Raw genomic sequence first — 23,188 nt, forward strand, 5'->3', positions numbered from 1 at the left:
GCAGGCGGTCGCAATGCCCTATCGTCATCAGGTCGGCGCCACGACGTGGACGTTCAGGGACCTCAAGGACCTGCTCGCCAAGGCGACCCCGATACGCTCCGGCGATCATCTGGCCGGCATCGCCGCGGCCTCGGCCGAGCAGAGCGTGGCGGCCCGCATGTGCCTGGCCGAGCTGCCGCTGAAGACCTTCCTCAACGAGGCCGTCGTGCCCTACGAGGCCGACGAGGTGACCCGCCTCATCGTCGATACGCACGACGCGGGCGCCTTTGCCGCCATCGCCCACCTGACCGTCGGCGACTTCCGCGACTTCCTGCTGTCGGACGACTGCGATGCGCGCGTCCTGGAGGGCATCGCCGGCGGCGTCACGCCGGAGATGGCGGCAGCGGTGTCCAAGCTGATGCGCAACCAGGACCTGATCCTGGTCGCCAGCAGGCGCCGCGTCGTGACGCGCTTTCGCAACACCATCGGGGAGCCGGGCGTGATGGCCGTGCGGCTGCAGCCCAACCACCCGGCCGACGACCTCGCCGGCATCGCGGCGGCGACCCTGGATGGCCTGCTGTATGGCTGCGGCGATGCCGTCATCGGCGTCAATCCGGCGTCCGACAGCATCCCGGTGCTGGCGCGGATCTCGGACCTGCTCGACAAGCTCATCGCGCGCTACCGCATCCCCACGCAAAGCTGCGTTCTCACTCACGTGACGACGACGATCGACCTGATCGAGCAGGGCGTGCCCGTCGATCTCGTCTTCCAGTCGGTGGCGGGAACGGAGAAGGCGAATGCGTCGTTCGGCGTGACGCTGGCGCACCTGAGGGAAGGGATGGAAGCGGCCCGCGCGCTCAAGCGCGGGACGGTCGGCGACAACGTGATGTATTTCGAGACCGGCCAGGGCACGGCGCTGTCGGCCGGGGCGCACCATGGCGTCGATCAGCAGACCTGCGAGGCGCGCGCCTATGCGGTCTGCCGCGCCTTCGAGCCGCTGCTGGTCAACACCGTGGTCGGGTTCATCGGGCCGGAATATCTCTACGACGGCAAGCAGATCATCCGCGCCGGCCTGGAGGACCATTTCTGCGGCAAGCTGCTGGGCCTGCCGATCGGCTGCGACGTCTGCTACACCAATCACGCCGAGGCCGACCAGGACGACATGGACACGCTCCTGACGCTGCTCGCCACGGCCGGCGTCAACTACGTCATCGGCGTCCCCGGCGCCGACGATGTGATGCTGAACTACCAGTCCACGTCGTTCCACGATGCGCTCTATGTGCGCGATCTCCTGGGCCTGAAGCCGGCACCCGAGTTCGCGACCTGGCTCCAGGATATCGGCATCACCGGCGGCGATGGCCGCCTCCTGAAGCCGGGCGGCGCGCACCCGTTGCTCCGCTTCGCGCGGGAGGTCTCGGCATGACGGCGGATGGGGATCCGCTGCGCAGGCTGGCGGCGTTTACGCCCGCGCGCATCGCGCTGGGCCGGGTCGGCGCCAGCTTGCCGACGCGCGAGGTGCTGAGCTTCGCCCTGGCCCACGCCCAGGCGCGTGATGCTGTCCACGCGCCATTGGACGCCGCGGCGATGGCGGGGCAGATCCAGGCGCTGGGGCTTCCTACGGTGCAGGTCTGGAGCGCAGCCGCGTCCCGGGGCGAATATCTGCGCCGCCCCGACCTCGGGCGACGGCTGAGCGCCCCGTCCGCCGAAGACCTGGCACGGCTGAAGCATCCGGCCTGCGACCTGGCCATCGTCGTCGCCGACGGCCTCTCCAGCGCCGCGATCCATCTTCAGGCCGGGCCGTTCCTTGCCGCCTTCAAGCGCCATGTCCAGGCGCGCAGCCTGCGCCTGGCGCCCGTCGTGATCGCCCAGATGGGCCGGGTGGCGCTGGGCGACGAGATCGGGGCGCTGCTGAACGCACGCGCCGCCGCCATCCTGATCGGCGAACGTCCTGGCCTGTCGTCCCCGGACAGCCTCGGCGCCTACCTTACCGTCAACCCGTCGCCCGGGCGCACCGACGCCGAGCGCAACTGCATCTCCAACATCCGGCCCGAAGGCCTCTCCCATGAGCGGGCGGCCTTCAAGCTCGACTGGCTTGTGGGCGAGGCGCTGCGGCGCGGCATCACGGGCGTGGGCCTGAAGGATGAAAGCGACCTCGTGCTGCTGGTGCCGCCAGGGCCACGCACCGCGCTGACCGACGATTCCTGACAGGACCAGCTGCCGGTTGGCGCGCAACTTGCATGTTTTTCAGGCAGATTGAGAGGTGAGCAAACGCCATGGGTGACCGCTACGATCGGCGTGCCTTCGCGCCACAAGTCGAGATGCTGCTGCGCCGGCCGGGGATCGGCCACAACGGCGGGCCGCCCTTCGACATGTCGTGGGAAGCCTGGACGTGGCGCCGGGCCGTCGCCAAGGCCTGGAAGGCACCCAAGCCGGAGGTGGCGATGCTGCGGCTGGCCAAGGCGGAGAGGCTGGGCATCACCTACCGCGAGCTCACAGCCGTGATCCTGGATACCGGCAGCCATCTGTCGACCGCCATCCTGCCGCTGGGCCTGGTGGCGCGCCTGAGGCGGGCAGGGGCGGGGCTCCAAGCCGAGCCGCGGCCGGAGATGGCGGCCAAGATCGCGCGCTTCGGCGGCCGTCTCTTCCTGCTCGCCGACCCGCTGCTGCACGGGGTACAGGACGACGCGGCCCGCGCGGCGATGGCCGCCGAGCTCAACCGCGCGCTGGACGGCAAGGTCGCGGCGATCGGCATCGCCGAGGCTGCGCCGGCCGGTCGCCGGGATCCGCGCGCCGGGGCGGTGCTGAAGCTCCTGCGCGATCATGGCGTGCCGAAGCAGGAAGCATTCTTCGTCGGCACCGGCTTCGCCGACGTGGCGCTGGCCGAGGCCGCCACCTTGCCGCTGTTCAAGTGGGCGCATGAGTGGTTCGGCGGGGCGCCGGGCGTGCCGTCGACCTGAGCGCCTCGGTTTTTGCAGAGGCTTTCATCTGGCATGACTGTCCTGCCGTCGCTAGGGTCCGCCTCGTCGAGACGGCAAAGAGGGCGGTGTGATCGGGGCGGCGAGGAGCAGCCGGCGGGCTGTGATCATGGGCCTGGGCGGGCTGGGCATGACCGGCCTTGCGGGCTGTGCCGCGACGAGCGGCACGATGGCCGTACCGCCGCTGGCGCCGCTGCGCATGCAGGCCGAGCGCATCACGCGCATCAGCGTCTGCCTGCGTCCCTTCCGTGCCGCCGGTCCGCGACTGGACGTCGAGACGGTCGCCAACAAGCGCGTGGTCCACAACTACGGCCATGGCGGCAGCGGCTGGTCGCTGGCCTGGGGCTCGAGCACCATCGCCGCGCGTCGGGCGCTGGAGGGCGGCACGCGCGATGTCGCGGTGATCGGCTGCGGCGCCCTGGGCCTGACATCGGCGCTGCTGCTGCGCCGCGCCGGCGCCAGGGTGACGATCTACACCCAGGAGCGCGGTCCCCAGACCCGGTCGGCGCGCGCCACCGGAACCTGGTCGCCCGATTCGCGCATCGCCGACGCCGACAGGGTGGCGCCGGGCTTTCCGGCCCTGTGGGAGGAGATGGCGCGCACGTCCTACGCCATCCATCAGACCTATGTCGGCCTGCCGGGCGAGCCGGTGTCATGGAGCGATCGCTTCGTGCTGCTCGACAATGCCCCGCCGGGGCGGCCGGCGCCGCCGCCGGCGGCCGAGACGGTTCATTTCGCCAGCTACGGCGGCCGCCTGCTGGATATCGTGCCGCACTACCGGATGCTCGCCGCCGGCGAGCATCCGTTTCCGGTCGCGCGCGTCCGGCAGGGGACGTCCATGCAGTTCAATGTCGCCGCCCTGATGCACCAGCTGACCACCGACTTCCTGCTGGAGGGCGGCCGGATCGAGGCCATGACCTTCCATACGCCGGCCGATCTCGGGCGGCTGCGGGAACCGGTGGTGGTGAACTGCACCGGCTATGGCGCACGGGCGCTGTGGAAGGACGAGTCGATCACCCCGGTGCGCGGCCAGATCACCTGGCTGGCGCCGCAGCCGGAGGTCCGCTACGGCCTCTACTATCGTCACGTGTCGGTGCTGCCGCGGCCGGACGGGATCGTCGTGCAGCAGATCGGCGACAATGAGATGTTCGGCTACGGCATCGCCAACGAGATTCCTGACCGCCAGGAAGCGGAAGCGGCGGTCGCGACGATCGCCGAGCTTTACGGGCGCGTGCCGACGCGCACGGCGCAGTGGCTCTGAAATTTTGTCCCTGGCTCAACTCGAGGACGGCAGATGACGTTGGCTCCGTTGCCGCTGAGCGGTGTTCGCGTGGTTGAGTTCTCGCACACGGTGATGGGGCCGACCTGCGGCATGGTGCTGGCCGATCTCGGCGCCGACGTCGTCAAGGTCGAGCCGGTCGACGGCGATCGCACGCGGCGGCTGAAAGGTTTCGGTGTCGGCTTCTTCGGCTTCCTGAACCGCAACAAGCGCGCGATCGCAGTCGACGTCGAGACGCCGGCGGGCCGGGATGCCGTCGACGCGCTCGTGCGCCGCGCCGACGTGCTGATCGAGAATTTTGCGCCCGGCACCATGACCAGGCGCGGTTACGGGCCGCAGCGCTGCGCCGAATTGAACCCGCGGCTGATCTACTGCGCCCTGAAAGGGTTCCTTGCCGGCCCGTACGAGCACCGCGGCGCGCTCGATGAGGTCGTGCAGATGATGGGCGGCCTGGCGTACATGACCGGGCCGGTCGGCCAGCCGCTGCGCGCCGGCGCCTCGGTCATCGACATCATGGGCGGCACCTTCGGCGCGCTGGGCGTACTGCTGAAGCTGCGCGAGCGCGACCGCACGGGCAAGGGCGGTCATGTCGAGAGCGCGCTCTTCGAGTCCGTGGTGCTGCTGATGGGCACGCACCTCGCCGCCTCGGCCGTCCTGCGGCACCCCGTGCCGCCCATGCCCGAGCGGCTCTCGTCGTGGGCAGTCTACGAGCCGATGGACACCGCCGACGGCGCGCAGATCTTCATCGGTGTCACCAGCGACGGCCAGTGGCGGCGCTTCATCGACGTCTTCGGCCTCGAGGCGCTGAAAGGCGATGCACGCCTGGCCACCAACAACGATCGCATCACGGCGCGACCTTGGCTGCTGCCCATCCTGCGCCAGGCGATCGCGGCGCGGCCAATCGCCGAGGTCGAGCGCCTGGCCGAGCAGGCCGACATCTCCTATGCCCGCGTGGCGCGGCCGCAGGACCTGCTCGACGATCCGCACCTGGCCGCCACCGGCCAGCTCGCCGCCACGACCATGCCGGGCGATATCGTTGCGCGCCTGCCGCTGCTGCCCCTGCGCCTGGATGGCCGGGCGATGGGCAAGGACCGCGATCCGCCCCTGGTGATCGGCCAGCACACACGCGAAGTACTGCGCGAGCTGGGCTATGCTGATGCCGACATCAGCCGGCTCGCCGCTGCCGGCACGATCGCAGCCGTCGGCGCCTGATCAGGAGGCTCACCATGCTCGACCACATCACGCTGCGTGTCACGAACTATGCCAAATCGAAAGCGTTCTACGCCGCGGCGCTGGCGCCGCTGTCCTACAGCCTGATGGTCGACTTCGAGCACGAGGGGGCGAAGGTCGCAGGCTTCGGCTGGACGCGGGCGGACGGCAGCCAGAAGGTCGACTGGTGGATCGTGGAACCACCGGCGGACGCCACTCCCTTGCTGTCCGGCCCCACGCATCTGGCGCTGCTTGCCAAGGATCGCGGCGTGGTCGACGCCTTCCACGCGGCTGGCCTAAAGGCGGGCGGCGAGGACAATGGCGGTCCCGGCCTGCGCCCTCACTATCACGCGGATTACTACGGCGCCTTCATCCTGGACCCCGACGGCAACAACGTCGAGGCCGTGTGCCACGCGCCTGGCGCGTAGCGGACCAAGGTCGGTGTCGAGAACGTCAACACCGATTTCGCGGCCTTCGTCCGCCGTCACACGCTGGCCACCGCTTCCAGCCGCGGTGAGCGCGCCGGCGGCAGGTGGTCGTAGAGATCGGCGATCAGGTCCTTCTTGCGGGCCTGCCATGCCGGGTCGGTCCACAGGTTGCGGCGCTGCAGCGGATCGTGGCGGCAGTCGTACAGCTCGCCAACCGATCCGTCGCCTGGATAGAGGGTGCTCTGCTCGTAGACCGTGCAGACCAGCCCGTCGCGATAGATCGTGCGCAGGTGCATGGTGATGCCCTTGAACTCGGAATCCCATTCCGTGATGATGCGTTCGCGGCGCTGGGCATCGGCCTGGGCCGGACTCGTGGGCAGCGCCCGGCTCTGCATCCACTGGGGTGCCTCGAGGCCGGCGATGGCGCAGAAGGTGGGCGCGAGATCGATCTGGCCGACCGGGTGATCCACCGTCGCCGGCGCAACGCCGGCACTCGTCGCCGGCCGCCAGATGAACGGCAGGCGCATCAGCGAGTCGACATGGTAGGGCCCCTTGAACAGCAGGCCGTAGTCGCCCTGCAGCTCGCCGTGATCGGTGGTGAAGATCACGTCGGTGTCATCGCCCCAGCCGCGCCGTGCGACGGCCGCCCATACGCGACCGCAGACCTCGTCGATCAGCTCGTTCTCGACATGGGTCAGCGCGTTGATCTCGCGCAGCTGGTCGGCGGTGACGGATGCCGGCACGAAGTCCGGCGGCGCCTCGAAATTGGTGACCAGGCGGCCTTCGTACCAGTCGAGCCAGTGTTTCGGCTTGTCCCGCAGCAGGGCCACGGCGTCGGCGCGCGTTGCCGGCCAGTTGGCCGGCAACGCTTCGTCCTGCCAGCGGTGACGGTGGATTTCCGACTGCGGCGGATCCCAGGGATGGTGCGGATCGGGAAAGCTCACCCAGCAGAACCAGTCGGCATCGGCCGGCAGCGAGTCCAGCCAGGCGATGGCCCGGTCGGCGACCCAGTCGGTGTGGTAGAGGCTGCGCGCGATCGGGTTGTGCTGCACCTGGATCGCGCCGGTATCACCGCCGCCGGCAGCGTTCTGCTCCAAGCTGGGGATCTTGAGGATGGGGTAGAAGCCGGCGGCGGCGTCAGGATGGGTCTTCGCCAGCCACACCGGATAGTGGAGCAGGCCGCCGCGCCCGGTATGGGCTGCCAGCTCCATGCGCTCGAAGCCGCGATGCGGGCCGGTCTCGCCCAGCGTCGCCATGCGGTTCTCGTAGAAGCGGCGCTGTGGGTCGAGGAACGGCTCGAAATGCGCCTTGCCGAACAGCGCCGTGCGATAGCCCGCGCTCTCATGGAGGTGGCGCGCGACGCTGGGCGCGTCGGCCGGCAGCGGCACGCCGTTCATCCACACACCATGCGTGCGCACATGCTGGCCCGTGGACATGGTCGCGCGGGCCGGCATGCAGACCACGCTCTGGGCGTGCGCGCGCGTGTAGCGGATGCCTTCGGCGGCCCAGCGGTCCACCACCGGCGTGCGCGCCACCTTGCCGCCGTTGCAGCCGAGCGCGTCGTAGCGCTGCTGGTCGGTCGTGATGAAAAGGATCTTGCGGCCCATGTCGTTCCCCCCCCTCAAGCGGCCGCATGATGGCGCATCGCGAATGGGCATGCCATGGCGTGATGCCGCCGATTTACCGGTCCGCCCCTCTTGACAAGGAGGCCAGGTTGCCCGTGTGATCGCCGCCAAGAAATGAATGAGAAGGCTTCAATCTGGGAGGGTGTGATGTCGCTACGTGCCTTGGCGCGCGCTGCGTGCTGCGTGGCTGCGACGATCGCAATGGCGGCGACGATGCCGGCGGTCCACGCGCAGACGAAGAAGTTCAAGATCGGCGTGGTGTACGACTACACGGGACCCTTGGCCGGCGGCGGCTCGGACCTGCATGCGCTCGGCGCCAAGATCATGATCGACCACTTCATCAAGCAGGGGGGCGTCGAGGGCTACCAGATCGAGGCCGCCTACGCCGATGCGCAGAGCAAGCCCGACGTGGCGATCAACGAGGCGGTGCGCCTGGCCGAGCAGGAAAAGGTCGACATGCTGCTGGGCTTCTTCTCGTCGGCCCAGTGCGTGCCGGTGGCGGCACGGGCCGAGCAGCTGAAGAAATTCATGTGGATCACGACCTGCATCTCCTCGGCGGTGCTGGAGAACCGCAATCTGAAATACGTGTTCCGCCCGCAGCCCAGCGGCCGGCAGTTCGGCCTGATGTCGACGGACTTCATCGCCCAGAACGCCAAGGCGAAGTTCGGCAAGGAGCCCAAGGATCTGCGCGTCGCCATCATCCATGAGGACGGCTCTTACGGCGTCGACGTCTCCAAGGGTAACGAGGAGGGCGCCAAGAAGGCCGGCTTGAACGTCGTGCTGAATGAAGGCTACTCCGCCACCGCGCCTGATCTCTCGGCGCTGGTGACCAAGCTGAAGCGCGCCCGGCCGGATGTTGTGTTCCACACCGGCTACAACCCCGACATCACGTTGTTCCTGCGCCAGGCGCGCGAGCAGGGGCTGCGGTTCAGCGCCCTGGTGGGGCACGGGGCGGGATATGGCGTCTACGCCAAGCTGAAGGAGTCGCTGGGCAGCGACGTCAACTACGTCTTCAACGTCGATCCGATCTCGATCTGGCTGGCCAACGAGAAGGCGCTGGCGCCGGCGCTGCCGCCGCTGGTCAAGATGATCGGCGCCGAATACGAGAAGGCGCGGCCGGGCACGACGCTGAAATCGGCTCATGTCGGCATGGCGGCGAGCAACACCTATGTGCTGCTTTCGGAGGTGCTGCCGCGGGCGATCAAGAAGCACGGCGGCATTGATGCCGACGCCCTGCGCAAGGCGGCGCTCGAGGTCGACCTGCCCGAGGGCGGCTCCATGCTCGGCTTCGGTGTGAAGTTCGAAGGGGAAGGGCTGATGGCGGGACAGAACGCTCGCGCCTTCCCGGTGATCACCCAGTACATCGACGACAACGCGTATGTCGTATGGCCCAAGAGCCTGCAGCTGCGCGAACCGGTCCTGCCGCTGCCGCCATCGTCACCGTACGCGGCGAAGTGATTCCATACGCGGAGCTGTCCTCCCCAGCTTTGCTGGGGAGGTGCCCCGAAGGGGCGGAGGGGAGGCGTGGCGATCTTGATAACAAAGACCACGTCTGCTCCCCCTCCGGCCTTCGGCCACCTCCCCCAACGAAGTTGGGGGAGGATATGCTCATGCTCATGAGGCCCTCGTGCTGAACGTCGAAGGACTGGTGAAGCGCTTCGGCGGCTTCACGGCGGTCAACGGTGTCTCCTTCAAGGTCGAGCCGGGCGAGATCCTCGGCCTTATCGGCCCCAACGGTTCGGGCAAGAGCACGATCTTCAACATGCTCTCAGGCACGCTATCGCCGACGGCGGGCTCGATCCGCTTCGAGGGCCGCGAGATCGCCGGCGTATCGCCGCACAGCATCATCAACCGCGGCATCGGGCGCACGTTCCAGATCCCGCGTCCGTTCCGCCGGCTGTCGATCTTCGAGAACGTGGCCCTGGCCGGCTTCTACGGCCAGGGCAGCCACTCGCAATCGAAGGCGTTCGCGGCCGCCGAGCAGGCGCTGGCGCTGGTCGGCCTGCCCGGCGACCGCCATGCCAGGGTCGACGGCCTGGGGGCTGCGGGGTTGAAGAAGCTGGAGCTGGCCAAGGCGCTGGCGACCGGGCCCAAGCTGCTGCTCGCGGACGAGAGCCTGAGCGGACTTGACGAGCACGAGATGGACCAGGCCGCCGATATGCTCGACCGCATCCGCAAGGAGCTGGGCATGACGATCATCTGGGTCGAGCACATCATGGGCGTGCTGATGCGCATCGTGGATCGGGTCATGGTGTTGGACCATGGCGAGAAGATCGCCGAAGGCCTGCCCAGCGCCGTGGCGCATGATCCGCGCGTGGTCGAGGTCTATCTCGGCACCGACTCCGCGGCCGTGCAGGCGCTGGCCGCGGCGCGCGGCTAGAGCGGCAACGGCGATGCTGGAGCTGAAATCCGTCGGCGCCGGCTACAGCGCATTCCAGGCCCTGTTCGACATCTCGCTCGACGTGCGGCACGGCGAGGCCGTGGCCGTGATCGGCCCGAACGGCGCCGGCAAGACGACCTTGATGCGGGTGATCTCTGGCCTGATCCGACCGCAGAAGGGTGCCATCGCCTTCGAGGGCAGGGACCTGGCGCTGACGCCGGCCCATCGCATCGTCGAGCTCGGCATCGCGCATGTGCCGGAGAACCGCCGGCTGTTCGCGCGCATGACGGTCGAGGACAATCTGCGCATGGGCGCCTTCATGCCGGCGGCACGCGCCAGGTTCCGACAGCGGCTGGACTTCGTCTTCGACCTCTTTCCGCGCCTGCGCGAGCGGCGCGACCAGATCGCCGGCACCATGTCGGGCGGCGAGCAGCAGATGTGCGCCATTGGCCGCGCCCTGATGTCGGAGCCCAAGCTGCTGCTGCTCGACGAGCCGTCGGCGGGCCTGGCGCCGGTGATCGTTCAGCAGGTGTTCGATCTGGTGCGGCGCATCCGATCCGGGGGGCTGACCGTGCTGATCGTCGAGCAGAATGTGCAGCAGGTGCTGAAGGTGGTCGATCGCGCCTACCTGCTGGAGGCCGGCGGCATCCGCACGGCGGGCACGTCGGCCGAGCTGCTCGAGAGCAAGTCGATCCGGGAAGCCTATCTGGGTGTGTGAGGCGGGCGATGACCAAACCACCCCATCATCCCGAGCGCGGCGTATCTGGCGGGCGTCACCGTCATCCCGAGCGCAGCGAGGGATGACGGCGACGATCGAGAAGCTTGAAGCATGGAGCCTTGGCTGATGCAGATTTTCGACATCTATCTGCTCGAGGCCCTGATCAACGGCATCCTGCTGGGCGGCGTGCTGGCGCTGCTGGCGCTGGGCCTCAACCTGATCTTCGGCGTCATCGACGTGGTGTGGATCTGCTACGCCGAGTTGATCATGATCGGGATGTACGCGATCTACTTCCTGTTCACGGTCTATCACCTGCCGTTCCCGCTGGCGGCTCTGATCGCCGTGGCGGCCGTCGGCGCGCTGGGGGCGCTGCTGCACTACCTGGTGATCGAGCCGCTGCTCAACGCGGCGCCGATCAACCAGCTGCTGGCGACCGGCGGCGTGCTGTTCTTCCTGCAGAGCGCGGCGACCGTGGCGTTCGGCATCGACTTCCGCAATGCCGGCATCCGCCTGCCGGTGCTCAACGTCGCCGAGATGTACATCAGCTACGCACGCCTGCTGGCCTTCGGCGCGGCGCTGGTGGCCATGGTCGTGGTCTACCTGTTCCTGACGCGCACCTATATCGGCACCGCGATCCGCGCCATCGCCCAGGACCGCCAGATCATGCCGCTGATGGGCGTCGACAGCCGCCGTGTCTATTTCGTGACCTCGGCGGTCGGCGGCGCGCTGGCCGGGCTGGCGGCAACGTTGCTGGTGCTGCAGTACGACGTGCACCCCTTCGTGGGCCTGTCGTTCGGGCCGATCACCTTCATGATCTGCGTGCTGGGTGGGCTGGGCAACATGATCGGTGGCTTCGTCGCCGCCTTCATCTTCGCCGAGATCATCTCGCTGGGCGGCCTCTACTCCGACCTCGAGTGGGGCTATGTGCTGGCCTTTGCCTTCTTCATCGTGATGATGTTCGTGCGGCCCCAAGGGCTGCTGGCGCGGCGGTCATGACCATGCGTTCCTATTTCCCCTGGGTAGCCGGCGCGGTGCTGGTGGCGGTGCCGTTCGTCTACCATTCGCCGTATCCGCTGCACATCATGATCCAGATCCTGATCTGGTCGTTCGCCTACACGTCATGGTCGGTGATGGGGCGGTTCGGGCTGGTGTCGCTGGGCCACGGCGGCTTCATGGGGATCGGGGCCTATGTCACGGCGTTGCTGTGGAACCATGTCGGCTTGTCGCCGTGGCTGGGCATTCCGGTCGCTTTGCTGGCCGCCGGCGCGCTGGCGCTGATCGTCGGCTGGCCATGCTTCCGCTTCCGCATCACCGGCCACTACTTCGCCCTGGTGACGCTGGCGCTGAGCGGCATCGTGCTGCAGGTGATCACGGCGACGCGCGACTACACCGGCGGCTCGCTGGGCTACACGCCGGAGCGTCACAAGGCGGGTGAATCGGCGCTGCTGGCGCTGCAGTTCACCGACAAGGAAACCTGGTACCTGATCGCGCTGGGCGTCTGGGCGGCCGGGCTCTACATCTGGCACCTGGTCGATCGCAGCATGAGCCGCTACGCGCTGGAGGCGATCTCGGAGGACGAGGACGCGGCGGCGGCCACCGGCGTGAACGTGACGAAGGAGAAGCTGCGCATCACGGTGCTCAGCGCCGTCATGACGGCGTTCGCTGGCGCTCTCTATTGCCAGTACCAGATGTTCATCTCGCCCGACACGGTGAGCGGCATCTCGGTGTCGCTGCAGATGGTGTTCGCGGTCGTCGTCGGCGGCATCTACGTGTCCCTGGGGCCGACGGCCGGCGCCATCATCACGCTGCTGCTGGCCGAAACCCTGCGCATCTCGTTCGGCACCAAGGCCGTAGGCTGGGACAATCTGGTCTACGGCGTGCTGCTGGTGCTGTTCATCATCTTCCTGCCCAAGGGCATTCTCGGCAGCCTGATGGAGGTCCGCTGGCTGCGCCGGCAGGCGACGTCCGTCATCCCGGGTGGAAGCGAGGGAGCTGCCGCGAACGGAGACGCCCTTCGACCAGATCCCTCGCTGCGCTCCGGATGACAGCAGGTGCGTTGCTGCCGCTACCGGCTCATCGCATGGTATTCGGCGTTGGGGATCATCTCCGTGCCATGCGCCATACGGTTGGACATGTTGAAGAACGCGACGACATCGCAGATGTCGTAGATGTCCTGCGGCGTGAAGCCGTGGGCCTTCAGCCCGTCACGGTCGGCATCGCCGACATCGAACGGCGTCGCTGTGAGCTTCCAGGCAAAATCGAGCATGGCGCGCTGGCGGGCCGGCAGGTCGGCAACGCGGTAGTTCATCACCAGCATCTCGCCGAGCTGCGGATCGCCGGCGTACTGGCGCACGGCCTGACCGTGCGCAACCAGGCAGTAGTAGCAGCGGTTGGCGCTCGACACGACGACGGCGATCATCTCGCGCTCGAGCTTGCTGAGCCCTGAATCGCCCAGCATCAGCTCGTTGTACATGGCGATGAAGGTGCGGGCCTTCCTGGGGTTCTGCGATACCGCGCGGATCACGTTGGGCACCATGCCGAGCTTCTCGCGGCACTTGGCCCAGTACTTCTTCAGGTCCTCTTCCGTCGGCTCGCCGACATCGATGTCGAGCTTCCACAGATGGTCGGGTTGCGGCATGACGGTCTCCTCCTGTACGGGCCCGATAGGGCAGGGGCGAGCCGGGCGCAGCTCAGCGGTGCGGCCGCAGCGACGGCTTCCAGGCGTGCATGGCCTCGAGCACGGTGCGCATCGGGGTGTCGAGGCCGGCGGCCCGTACGGCGATCGCCGAGCCGCCGCCGGGAACGCTGGTGAGGTTGTCGTCCAGGTTCCACAGCGATACGCGGGCCTTGGTGAAGCTCTCGGCATCGACGCCAAGCTGCAATGTCGGCCGGACGCCGCGCACCCGCGCCCACTGGATGGCGTCCCAGGGCACCAGCATGTCGCGGCCGAAGCCCAGCCGCACGCCGTCGCGATCGATCACGACCTGCGGTCGGCGGTCACGGAACCGCAGTATCGAGCGGACGACGTAGTAGAGGATCGCCACCACGCAAAGCAGCATCAGCCACGACGGACGCTGGCTGAGCGGCGCTTCCCCCATCAGCGCCGCCGCCCCGTAAATGCCGGCGATCACCAGCAGCGCCACGCCGATGGCGGCCAGGGTCATGTGAAACATCTGGCTGTGGCGAACTTCCAAACGGCGCGGCTTGGCGGCCATGGCGACCTCAGCCGCCGCACTGCGCGCGATGGCGCAGCAGGTGGTCGGCCAGGACGCAGGCGATCATCGCTTCCGCCACCGGCGCGGCCCGCAATCCCACGCAGGGGTCGTGGCGGCCCTTGGTGCGCAGCTCGACCTCCTTGCCGAAACGATCGATCGATCTCACCGGCGTCAGGATCGAGCTCGTCGGCTTCACGGCCATGCGCGCCACGATGTCCTGGCCGGTCGAGATGCCGCCCAGGATGCCGCCGGCGTGATTGCTGAGGAAGACGGCCTTGCCGTCCGCCATCCGCATCTCGTCGGCGTTCTGCTCGCCCGATAGAGCGGCCGCCGCGAAGCCGTCGCCGATTTCCACGCCCTTGACCGCGTTGATGCTCATCAGCGCGCGGGCGATATCGCTGTCGAGCTTGTCGTAGATCGGCGCGCCCAGGCCGACCGGCACGCCCGAGGCGGTGACCTCGATCACGGCGCCGACCGACGATCCTGCCTTGCGCACCTCGTCGAGATAGCCTTCCCAACGCTGCGCCGCCTGGCGGTCAGGGCACCAGAAGGGATTGTCGGCGATGGCCTCCCAGTCCCAGCGGTCGCGGTCGACCTTGTGCGGGCCGATCTGCACTACCGCGCCGCGGATGCTGACGCCGTCGCCCAGGACCTTGCGCGCGATCGCGCCGGCGGCCACGCGCACCGCCGTCTCGCGCGCCGATTGCCGGCCGCCGCCGCGGTAGTCGCGCACGCCGTACTTCGCAAGATAGGTGTAGTCGGCGTGGCCGGGCCGGAACTGGTCCTTGACCTCGCCGTAGTCGCGCGAGCGCTGGTCGACGTTCTCGATCAGCATCGAGATCGGCGTGCCGGTGGTCACGCCCTCGAACACGCCCGACAGGATCTTGACCGTGTCCGGCTCCTGCCGCTGCGTCACGAAGCGCGAGGTGCCTGGGCGCCTCTTGTCGAGCCAGACCTGGATGTCGGCCTCGCTGATCGGCAGGCGCGGCGGGGCGCCGTCGACGACGCAGCCGATCGCCGGGCCATGGCTTTCGCCCCAGCTCGTGAAGCGGAAGAGGTGTCCGAAGGTGTTGCCGGCCATGGCCGGATCGCCAAGTTAGTCTTCGAAGTTTGCCAGCAGCTCCGACAGCTGCCGGGCCGAGCCGGTCTTGATCATGCCCACGACATGATAGCCGGCATCGACATGCATCACCTCGCCGGTCACGCCCGTGCCGAGGTCCGAAAGCAGGAACAGACCGGCATTGCCGACCTCGTCGGTGGTGACATTGCGCTTGAGGGGCGCGTTGAGCTCATTCCACTTCAAAATGTAGCGGAAATCGCCAATGCCCGATGCGGCCAGGGTCTTGATGGGCCCCGCAGAGATGGCGTTCACCCGGATTCCCTGGTCGCCGAGATCAGCCGCCAGATATCGCACGCTTGCCTCGAGCGCGGCCTTGGCCACACCCATCACGTTGTAATGCGGCATGACCCGCTCGGCGCCGTAGTAGGTGAGGGTGAGCAGCGAGCCGCCGCTCTTCATCAACGGCACCGCCCGCTGGGCGACGGCCGTGAACGAATAGCAGCTCACGTTCATCGTCAGCGCAAAATTATCCGGCGTCGTGTCCAGGTATTTGCCCTTCAGCTCGTCCTTGTTCGAGAAGGCGATGGCATGAACCAGGAAGTCGAGCTGCCCCCAGCGCTGCGCCACATTGGCGAACACCTCGTCGATGCTGGCCGGATCGGTCACATCGCAGGGGACAACGAACTCGCTGCCGATCGATTTTGCCAACGGCCTGACGCGCTTCTCCAGCGCGTCGCCCTGGAAGGTGAACCCGAGCTCGGCGCCATGCGCGTGGACCGCTTGCGCGATGCCCCAGGCGATCGAGCGGTCGTTGGCGACGCCCATGATCAGGCCCTTCTTGCCGGCCATCAATTGCCCTGGGGCTGCCATGCCTACCTCGATCACTGAGCGGGCGATCCGCTGCCGGCCGCATGATGCGGAAGCCGACGGAATGCACGCCTTTTCAACATCTTGCCTGCTTGTAGCCGGGCGGCAGGAGGGCCGCAAGGGCTTGGGGTGGGCACACTGAGGACAATCGACAACTGGTATCCCCCTGCCGGCGCCGCCATATTGACCGCCATGAGTGAGCCCGGTACCGACCCATTCGACAGCTTCGCCGCCTGGTTCAAGGAGGCCGAAGCGAACGAGCCCAATGATCCCAACGCCATGGCCGTGGCCAGCGTGGGCGCCGACGGCATGCCCTCGGTGCGCATGGTCCTGCTGAAGGGCTGGGACAGCGACGGGTTCGTGTTCTACACCAACTATGACAGCCGCAAGGGCGTGCAGCTGCAAGGCCAGCCCAAGGCGGCGCTGCTGTTCCATTGGAAGTCGCTGCGCCGCCAAGTGCGCGTGGAGGGGCCGGTGGAGCCGACGACGGCGGCGGAGGCCGACGCTTATTTCGCCACCCGGCCGCGCGGCAGCCAGATCGGGGCCTGGGCCTCGCAGCAGTCGCGGCCGCTGGAAAGCCGGTTCGCCCTCGAAAAGCAGGTCGCGCTGTACGCCGCCAGGTTCACGATCGGCAAGGTGCCACGGCCGGACAACTGGTCCGGGTTCCGCGTCAAGCCGACGCTGTTCGAGTTCTGGCGCGACATGCCCTTCCGGCTGCATGATCGGACGCTCTTCACGCGCGCGACCCCCGCGGAGACGGCGTGGAAGACCGAGAAGCTCTATCCCTAGGAGCGCCCGCGATGCCGATCGACCGTCCAGCGGCCAGCCTGCCGCTGGCGGGCGGCGGAGAGGATGCAAGCGCGTCTCGCTCGCGCCTGATGCGCCTGGCGACATGGGCGTCGATGGCGGTCGCCGGCGTGCTGATCAGCGCCAAGCTTCTCGCCTGGCTCGCGTCCGGGTCGGTGGCGATGCTGTCATCGCTGGTCGACTCGTCGCTGGACCTGCTGGCATCGGGGATCGCGTGGTTCGCGGTGCGCCAGGCGCTGACTCCGGCCGACCGCGAGCATCGCTTCGGCCATGGCAAGGCAGAGGCCCTGGCGGCGTTCGCGCAGGCCGGCTTCATCCTTGCCTCGGCGCTGGGCCTGATCCTGGCGGCCGGCGATCGGCTGATGCAGCCGCAGGCGGTGGAGCATGAGGACGCGGCGCTGGCCGTGACCGGGCTGGCCATCGTGCTGACGATGGCCCTGGTCCTGTTCCAGCGCCACGTCGTGCGCCGCACGGGGTCGATGGCGGTCGGCGCCGATTCGCTGCACTACGCCGGCGACCTGGCGTCGAACCTGACGGTGGCGGCGACGCTGGTGCTGGCGATGAAATTCGATGCGCCATGGCTGGACGCTGCCGGCGCCATCCTGATCGCGCTCTACCTGCTGCTGGGTGTGCGCACGCTGCTCAAACGGTCGCTCTACGTGCTGATGGACCATGAGCTGCCGGAAGGGGAGCGCGAGCGCATCAAGGCGATCGTGCGCGGCCTTCCTGCCGTACGCGACCTGCATGACCTGCGTACCCGGTCGTCCGGCATGACCCGCTTCATCCAGCTCCATGTCGAGCTCGACCCCGGGACGAGCCTCGCCGAAGCGCATCGCAGGGGAGATGAGATCGAGGCGGCGATCCACGCCGACTTCCCCGAGGCCGAGATCATTCTCCATCTCGATCCGCATGGCGTCATGGAAGCCCGGCAGCACTTTACCTGAATGAGGTGACGATGGTGGCCGAGCATCACGACTTCGTCGTCGAGGACCAGGGCGCCGTGCTGGCAGCCTTGGAGCAGCCAGGCGCCTATGCCGCCCTGGGCGAGGGCGCAGCCGGGACGGTGCGCCGAATCGATACCCAGAGCGCGGTGGTTTTCCTGGTCGGTGATCGGGCAGTGAAGCTGAAGCGGGCGGTGCGGTTTCCGTTCCTCGATTTCGGCACCCTGGCGCGACGGCGCGCCATGTGCGCGGCCGAGATCGAGGTCAACCGCCGTTCGGCGCCGACGCTCTATCTCGGCATTGCCCCGGTTCTGACCAGCAACGACGGTACGCTGCGCCTGGGATCGGTCCGCGAGCCTGATGTGACGGTGGGCGACGAGGCGCAGGCGCGCGAATGGGCGGTCGTGATGCAGCGCTTCGATGAAGCGAGCCTGTTCGTGCGCCTTGCCGAGCGCCAGGCGCTCACACCGGAGCTGCTGGTCGCGCTGGCGGCGGCGCTGGCCCGCTTTCACGACAGCGCCCCCGTCAGCCATGCGCATGCTGGCGCGCAGGACTACGAGCGCTCCGTGGCGGCCGATCTGGTGGAGCTGCGCGCCCGTGACGCCGTGCTCGACGCCGCCGCGACCGGCACGATCGCCGAACGCCTGCCGGCGGTGCTGAAGCCGCTGCTGCCCCTTGTGCAACGGCGCCAGCAGGCCGGCGCCGTGCGCCGCGTCCACGGCGATCTGCATCTGCGCAACATCTGCCTGGTCGATGGCGCGCCGACGCTGTTCGATGCCATCGAGTTCAACGACCGCATCTGCACCATCGACGTGCTCTACGACCTTGCGTTCCTGCTGATGGATCTCGACCGGCGGGACATGGCGGCGCAGGCCAATTTCGTGCTGAACCACTATCTGTGGCGCAGCGACGGTCCGGTGGACGCGCCGCATCTGGAAGCGCTGGCGCTGATGCCGTCGTGGCTGGCACGGCGCGCCTGCATCCGCGCCTTCGTGGAAGGCGCGGCGGCCGAGATCGCCGATGACGCCGCTGCGCGCGAGCGCCGCGTCGGCGAGGCGAGGGCATATCAGCAGGCGGCGCTGCGCTTCGTGCAGCCACCGCCACCGGCGCTGATCGCCATCGGCGGCCTCTCGGGCTCGGGCAAGACGACGCTTGCGGTCGCGCTGGCGCCGGGGCTTGGCGCTGCGCCCGGGGCCGTGATCGTGCGCAGCGACATCGAGCGCAAGCGCCTGGCGGGATTGCCATGGGATGCGCGGCTGCCGCCCGAGGGCTACACCCAAGCCGCCTCGGCGCGGACCTATGCCGAGCTGCTGCGCCGCGCACGGATCGTGCTTGCCGCCGGCCACGCGGTGATCGTCGATGCCGTGTCGTCCCGTCCCGATGAGCGTGCGGCCATCGAGGCTCTGGCACGGGATGCCGGCGTGCCGTTCCTCGGCATCTGGCTCGACACGCCCTTGGATGTCGCGCGCCAGCGCGTCGACCGCCGGACGGGGGATGCGTCCGACGCCGGCGCCGCGGTCGTGGAGCGGCAACGCGGCTATGATCTGGGTGATATCACCTGGCCGCGCATCGACGCCGGGCATGGCGTGGAGCGGGTCGTGGCGCAGGCCCGGGCTCTGCTGAGCGCGGCCGGTGCTCGAGGTTGATGCCTCACGCAGAGAGCATGAAGAAGACCTTTTGGCCCTCGTCGTCTTGGCGTTCTTCAATCAGCCGGCAGGCGCCGCTGATCCCAATCAGATGGATGAGAACAAGAGGATCGTGCTCGATTCCCATGAAAAGGTCTGATGACGGGGCGGGGCGCTGTCAGCTCGCGTCACGCCACGAATTGCTTGAAGAGCTGGCGCAGGTCCTGCTTCTCCTGCGGGGTGATCTCGCCATCGAGCACGCGCGCTTCCCAGCCCCGCAGCTCCTTCTTCACATGATTGGGCGTGCGCGGGCTGAGCAGCAGCATGAAGAACTGCTCGTAGGGCGAGAGGTCACGCTCGCGGCGCATGCCCATCGGGCCGGGTCCAGGCGCGGACGCGCTGTCGGCGTTCCAGGCCGACGCCGGAGCGGCACGTCTGGCCGGCAGGTCGCGCAGCACCTCGTCCCAGCTGAAACCCGCCTCGCGGACCATGGCGGTGGCCAGCTTCGCAGCGGCCAGCGCTTCGCCGGCATGCTCGCTGCCGAGGACGTCGAGCACCTTGGCAAGCGTTGCGCGGTTGAACTGGGTCATCTTGGGACCCCCCGCCGGATCCGAAGGGGACGGATGGCCGGCCTCTTGAAAAACACTACTCGATATGGGTCCATTTTTAGACCCGATGCGCAAAATATGGTTTTCAAGGAGGCTTGGCAAGCAAGCTGTTTATGTGTCTTGAAGGGGACCGGCCTGGCCTGGGCGTGGTTCGTGGGGAGAATTCATCCGGATGTCCGCTCGTGCATCTGCGGCGGCGGCCAGCGCGCTGCGGCCGTATCTTTTGGGCCTCGGCGCCTGGTTCGCGTCCTTTGGCATCGGCATGGTGATGGTGCAGTGGATCGTCGCCGAGGTCCTGCACCAGCCCGCCGATCGGCTGGGCATCGTGCAGATGTGCCTGATGGGGCCGTCGATCCTGTTCATGCTGTGGGGCGGCGCCGTCGCCGATCACAGCGACACGCGCCGCCAGCTGCTGATCTGCCATGGGCTGGCGGCGTTGCCGTCGCTGGGTCTGGCGACGCTTGCCGCGGGCGGCCACCTCAGCCTGGGCGCGATGATCGTCTACGGGCTTGCCACCGGCACCATCAGTGCCTTTGCGATTCCCGCCCGTGACGGGCTGTTGCCGCGGGTGACGGCGCTGCCGCTGCCGCGGGCCGTGGCGATGGCGACCGGCGCGCAGTTCCTGGCCCAGCTCATCGGCATCGCGCTGGCGACCAGCGCCGACGCCGTCGGCGCCGTGCCGCTGCTGGCCTTGCAGGCGGCGATCATGCTGGCCGGCGGCATCGCGATATTCCGGCTGGCGCCGCAGCCGCCGGCGATGCGCGCCCATGACGCTCCGACCGGGCTGGCCGCGTTGTGGGATGGCGTGCGCGTGGCCGGCAAGTCATCGCAGATCTGGCCGGTGCTCGTGCTGCTGTTCGCGGTCGGGTTGTTCTACGTCGCCACGTTCATGGTCGTCCTGCCGATCGCGGTGCGTGACGTCTATGGCGGCGGCTCGGCGCGGCTGGCGCTGGTGAACCTCGCCTTCTGGTGCGGCACCATCGCCGCCAGCTTCGGCATGATGCGCGTCGGCGCCACGATGCAACGCCGCGGCCGGGCGATCATCGGTGCGCTGTGCGTCGGTATCGTGGTCCTGCTCGCCATTTCGACCTTGCCGCCGTTCCCGGTCCTGCTGCTGCTGGTGTTCTGCTGGGGAGTGGGAGCCGGCGTGACCATGACGCAGGGGCGGACCATCGTGCAGGTGGCGACGCCGGCCAGCCACCGCAGCCGCGTGCTGGCCCTTTTTCAGCTCGGCTTCATGGGCGGCGCGCCGATCGGGGCGCCCATCGTGGGCGCCATTGCCCGCAGCTGGAGCTTGCCGACGGCAATGTGGACGGCCTGCGCCGGCATGCTGTGCGTCGTCGTGCTGGTGACGGCGCTTTCGACGATCTGGCGTCAGGTGCTGCACGTCGAGGCGGGATGAAGGGCGCGCGCTACGCGTGGTCCTCGCGATGGACGTCGTGCACCACGATGCCGGTCCCGTCCGGCGGCATCGTCAGCCAGTTCTTGCGCAGCAGCGTGCGCCTGGTGTCCTCGTAGCCGCTCTGCCAGTGCTCGCGCATCGAGGTGCTGGAGAACTCGTAGTCCTTGGCGTGCCCCTCGTAGGCCTTCTGCTGGTAGATGAGGTGCAGGATGGTGATCTCCGGCAGGTCCGCGAGCTGCTGCTTCAGCCTGCGCTCCTCGTCGGTGAGGTCGGCGTCGGCAACCTTGGAGAGCGCCTGATGGAGGCGCATCTTCCAGGTCTGCAGCTTGCGGTATATGTCGGTGGTGTAGCGCGTACGCGACGAATACATGATGTCCTTCTGGCGGCCCATCACGTCCTGGATGTCGCGTGGCAGCACGCCGCGCGCGCTGAACAGGTCGACCTGGAAGACCAGCGTGTTGACGCAGTCGTCGTGCTCGAGCAGGTGCTGCAGCGGCGTGTTCGACACGATGCCGCCGTCCCAGAAGTGGTCGGTGCCGATCTTGACCATCGGCAGGGCGGGCGGCAGCGCGCCGCTGGCCATGACATGCTCCGGCTGGATCACCAGCTTGCTGTTGTCGAAGTAGACGAAGTTGCCCGACAGCACGTTCACGGCGCCGACCGAGAAGCGGCTGGCCCGCTGATTGATCAGATCGAAGTCGACCAGCTCCAGCAGGGTTTCGCGCAACGGCTCGCTGTCGTAGTAGCTGGTCGCGTTCTTGGCGCCCGTCGGGCTGAACCATGGGCCGGGCACCAGCGGACTGAAGAAGCCGGGTTGCCCCATCGCCATCGTCATCCACGAGCTGGCGATGTTGCGCGCGCGCCTGAAGGCGTCGCCGTCGGGCGTGTAGAGCCACACCGTGCGATCGGTGATCCGCTCCCAGAAGGTGCGCAGCCGCTCCAGGCGGCGCTCAGGAGGGTTGCCGGCGATGATCGCCGAGTTGATCGCACCGATCGACACACCCGCCAGCCAGTCGGGCTCGATGCCCGCCTCATGCAGCGCCTGGTAGACACCGGCCTGATAGGCACCCAGCGCGCCGCCGCCCTGCAGGACCAGCGCGATACGCCCGCAGCGTTCCGGACGCCAGCCCCGCCGCGGGCGCGCAGGCGAATCAGCGGCAGGCGGAATCGAAACGGTGGTGTCCATGGCCATCAGCCTCCGGAGTGATTGCGCGAGAGCCGCGGAATCGACGATGCGGAGCACTTTGTCACAAGCACCTTGTCAAAAGCATGACCGCAGCCGCTTGTCGATCATGTGCGCGGCGGTCAGCCAGTCGTCAGACTCCCGGGCCCTCCGATTCGATGCGCGTACGGCGTCTCGTCACCTTCATCTGATGTTCATCTTGCGGCGCTAGTGATTCGCACTTGCGATGCTCCGGCGGCTTCCGCCGGCACGCCCTTGCGGCAGGAGAACCCGATGACAGACGTGGCTGCCTCGTCGCGGCTTGCCGGCCGATCGCCGGAAGCACGGCCCAATCTGCAGAAGCCCGTCAATCGACTCACGGCGGTGATATTTGTCGTCCTGCTCGCGGGCGGCATCCTGTTCACGGCGCAGAGCCTGTATTCGGACGTGACCAGCGCGCCCGGTCATACGACGACGTTCCTGCCGTTCCTCCTTCTCGGCATCGCCCTGCTGGTGGCGCTGGGCTTCGAGTTCGTGAACGGCTTCCATGACACGGCGAATGCCGTGGCGACCGTCATCTACACCCACTCGCTGGCACCGCATGTGGCGGTGGTGTGGTCGGGCTTGTGGACCTTCCTGGGCGTGCTGGTCTCCAGCGGCGCCGTCGCCTTCGGCATCATCTCGCTGCTGCCCGTCGAGCTGATCCTGCAGGTCGGCTCCGACGCTGGCTTCGCGATGGTCTTCGCGCTGCTGATCGCGGCGATCCTGTGGAATGTCGGCACCTAGCAGCCTGTCGGACTGAGGTTATTGGGTAGTTGATTGAGTGATTTTGAAAGCACCGAGGTCATGGGTCGCGATTTTTGGTGGTACTTTCCCCGTCAGGCGTGTGCGAGGGTGAACATCCGCTT

General features: G+C 68.1%; 23 protein-coding genes and 1 pseudogene. 17 read left to right on the plus strand and 7 right to left on the minus strand.

The annotated features are described in order from the left end of the window. The first annotated feature begins 13 nt into the window (after positions 1-13). From FHP25_RS31595 to FHP25_RS31620, 6 genes are all read left to right on the plus strand, one after another. Positions 14-1,402, plus strand: coding sequence for an ethanolamine ammonia-lyase subunit EutB (locus FHP25_RS31595; RefSeq protein ID WP_147850981.1), 1,389 nt, complete (start codon positions 14-16; stop codon positions 1,400-1,402). Then, entirely contained in the window at positions 1,399-2,184 is a 786-nt protein-coding gene (gene eutC / locus FHP25_RS31600; RefSeq protein WP_147850982.1) for an ethanolamine ammonia-lyase subunit EutC, read from the plus strand. Before FHP25_RS31595 ends, eutC begins: the two co-directional genes overlap by 4 nt. 68 nt (positions 2,185-2,252) lie before the next feature. Continuing rightward, entirely contained in the window at positions 2,253-2,936 is a 684-nt protein-coding gene (locus FHP25_RS41025; protein WP_178133930.1) for a hypothetical protein, read from the plus strand. 88 nt (positions 2,937-3,024) lie between these two features. Beyond that, positions 3,025-4,215 carry an FAD-dependent oxidoreductase gene (locus FHP25_RS31610; protein WP_231712551.1) on the plus strand — a complete coding sequence of 397 codons (1,191 nt, stop codon included), beginning with the start codon at positions 3,025-3,027 and terminating at the stop codon, positions 4,213-4,215. A gap of 33 nt (positions 4,216-4,248) precedes the next feature. Continuing rightward, complete coding sequence (locus FHP25_RS31615; RefSeq protein ID WP_147850983.1) at positions 4,249-5,445, plus strand: CaiB/BaiF CoA transferase family protein; 1,197 nt, start codon at positions 4,249-4,251, stop codon at positions 5,443-5,445. A gap of 14 nt (positions 5,446-5,459) precedes the next feature. Next, a complete protein-coding gene (locus FHP25_RS31620) occupies positions 5,460-5,870 on the plus strand; it encodes a VOC family protein (RefSeq protein WP_147850984.1) in 411 nt (136 codons plus the stop codon). Between the two features lie 56 nt (positions 5,871-5,926). On the opposite strand, the gene FHP25_RS31625 is transcribed toward FHP25_RS31620, so the two are convergent. Then, a complete protein-coding gene (locus tag FHP25_RS31625; protein ID WP_147850985.1) occupies positions 5,927-7,477 on the minus strand; it encodes a sulfatase family protein in 1,551 nt (516 codons plus the stop codon). 165 nt (positions 7,478-7,642) lie between these two features. Between FHP25_RS31625 and FHP25_RS31630 the strand changes: the two genes are divergently transcribed. The 5 genes from FHP25_RS31630 to FHP25_RS31650 all read left to right on the plus strand — a co-directional run bounded on the left by FHP25_RS31630 (position 7,643) and on the right by FHP25_RS31650 (position 12,638). Then, positions 7,643-8,953, plus strand: coding sequence for an ABC transporter substrate-binding protein (locus FHP25_RS31630; protein ID WP_147850986.1), 1,311 nt, complete (start codon positions 7,643-7,645; stop codon positions 8,951-8,953). A 169-nt stretch (positions 8,954-9,122) separates the two neighbouring features. Then, a complete protein-coding gene (locus FHP25_RS31635; RefSeq protein ID WP_147850987.1) occupies positions 9,123-9,875 on the plus strand; it encodes an ABC transporter ATP-binding protein in 753 nt (250 codons plus the stop codon). A gap of 13 nt (positions 9,876-9,888) precedes the next feature. Then, entirely contained in the window at positions 9,889-10,593 is a 705-nt protein-coding gene (locus tag FHP25_RS31640) for an ABC transporter ATP-binding protein (RefSeq protein ID WP_147850988.1), read from the plus strand. Between the two features lie 126 nt (positions 10,594-10,719). Next, on the plus strand, positions 10,720-11,589 hold the full coding sequence (locus tag FHP25_RS31645; RefSeq protein ID WP_218578747.1) for a branched-chain amino acid ABC transporter permease: 870 nt from the start codon (positions 10,720-10,722) through the stop codon (positions 11,587-11,589). Continuing rightward, positions 11,586-12,638 (plus strand): branched-chain amino acid ABC transporter permease, encoded by a 1,053-nt coding sequence (locus FHP25_RS31650; RefSeq protein WP_147850990.1) that lies wholly within the window; start codon positions 11,586-11,588, stop codon positions 12,636-12,638. Before FHP25_RS31645 ends, FHP25_RS31650 begins: the two co-directional genes overlap by 4 nt. Positions 12,639-12,658: 20 nt before the next feature. On the opposite strand, the gene FHP25_RS31655 is transcribed toward FHP25_RS31650, so the two are convergent. Genes FHP25_RS31655 through fabI form a run of 4 tightly spaced genes read right to left on the minus strand, consistent with a single transcriptional unit; the run spans position 12,659 to position 15,738 of the window. Continuing rightward, positions 12,659-13,231, minus strand: coding sequence for a peroxidase-related enzyme (locus FHP25_RS31655; RefSeq protein WP_147850991.1), 573 nt, complete (start codon positions 13,229-13,231; stop codon positions 12,659-12,661). A gap of 52 nt (positions 13,232-13,283) precedes the next feature. Further along, entirely contained in the window at positions 13,284-13,808 is a 525-nt protein-coding gene (locus tag FHP25_RS31660; protein ID WP_147850992.1) for a PH domain-containing protein, read from the minus strand. Between the two features lie 7 nt (positions 13,809-13,815). Continuing rightward, positions 13,816-14,889 (minus strand): chorismate synthase, encoded by a 1,074-nt coding sequence (gene aroC / locus FHP25_RS31665; RefSeq protein WP_147850993.1) that lies wholly within the window; start codon positions 14,887-14,889, stop codon positions 13,816-13,818. Between the two features lie 15 nt (positions 14,890-14,904). Then, positions 14,905-15,738 carry an enoyl-ACP reductase FabI gene (fabI, locus tag FHP25_RS31670; protein ID WP_147850994.1) on the minus strand — a complete coding sequence of 278 codons (834 nt, stop codon included), beginning with the start codon at positions 15,736-15,738 and terminating at the stop codon, positions 14,905-14,907. A 189-nt stretch (positions 15,739-15,927) separates the two neighbouring features. Between fabI and pdxH the strand changes: the two genes are divergently transcribed. The 4 genes from pdxH to FHP25_RS41030 are packed head-to-tail and all read left to right on the plus strand — an operon-like array spanning position 15,928 to position 19,268. After that, positions 15,928-16,524, plus strand: coding sequence for a pyridoxamine 5'-phosphate oxidase (pdxH, locus tag FHP25_RS31675; protein ID WP_147850995.1), 597 nt, complete (start codon positions 15,928-15,930; stop codon positions 16,522-16,524). 11 nt (positions 16,525-16,535) lie between these two features. Next, entirely contained in the window at positions 16,536-17,486 is a 951-nt protein-coding gene (locus FHP25_RS31680; protein ID WP_147850996.1) for a cation diffusion facilitator family transporter, read from the plus strand. 11 nt (positions 17,487-17,497) lie between these two features. Beyond that, positions 17,498-19,129: a bifunctional aminoglycoside phosphotransferase/ATP-binding protein gene (locus FHP25_RS31685; RefSeq protein WP_147850997.1), complete on the plus strand. Its 1,632-nt coding sequence runs from the start codon at positions 17,498-17,500 to the stop codon at positions 19,127-19,129. Continuing rightward, the gene (locus FHP25_RS41030; RefSeq protein WP_178133931.1) at positions 19,116-19,268 is read left to right on the plus strand and encodes a hypothetical protein; all 153 of its coding nucleotides are present in this window, start codon (positions 19,116-19,118) and stop codon (positions 19,266-19,268) included. Before FHP25_RS31685 ends, FHP25_RS41030 begins: the two co-directional genes overlap by 14 nt. A 28-nt stretch (positions 19,269-19,296) precedes the next feature. Here FHP25_RS41030 and FHP25_RS31690 read toward each other — a convergent pair whose 3' ends face one another. After that, positions 19,297-19,698, minus strand: coding sequence for a hypothetical protein (locus FHP25_RS31690; protein WP_147850998.1), 402 nt, complete (start codon positions 19,696-19,698; stop codon positions 19,297-19,299). Between the two features lie 190 nt (positions 19,699-19,888). Between FHP25_RS31690 and FHP25_RS31695 the strand changes: the two genes are divergently transcribed. After that, positions 19,889-21,118: an MFS transporter gene (locus tag FHP25_RS31695; RefSeq protein ID WP_147850999.1), complete on the plus strand. Its 1,230-nt coding sequence runs from the start codon at positions 19,889-19,891 to the stop codon at positions 21,116-21,118. A gap of 10 nt (positions 21,119-21,128) precedes the next feature. On the opposite strand, the gene FHP25_RS31700 is transcribed toward FHP25_RS31695, so the two are convergent. After that, on the minus strand, positions 21,129-22,304 hold the full coding sequence (locus FHP25_RS31700) for a patatin-like phospholipase family protein (protein WP_147851000.1): 1,176 nt from the start codon (positions 22,302-22,304) through the stop codon (positions 21,129-21,131). A gap of 270 nt (positions 22,305-22,574) precedes the next feature. On the opposite strand from FHP25_RS31700, the pseudogene FHP25_RS31705 reads away from it, so the two are divergent. Next, positions 22,575-23,063, plus strand: a pseudogene (locus FHP25_RS31705) (inorganic phosphate transporter); the annotation flags it as partial. Positions 23,064-23,188: the final 125 nt, after the last annotated feature.

The organism is Vineibacter terrae, from assembly GCF_008039615.1.
Classification (GTDB): domain Bacteria; phylum Pseudomonadota; class Alphaproteobacteria; order Reyranellales; family Reyranellaceae; genus Vineibacter; species Vineibacter terrae.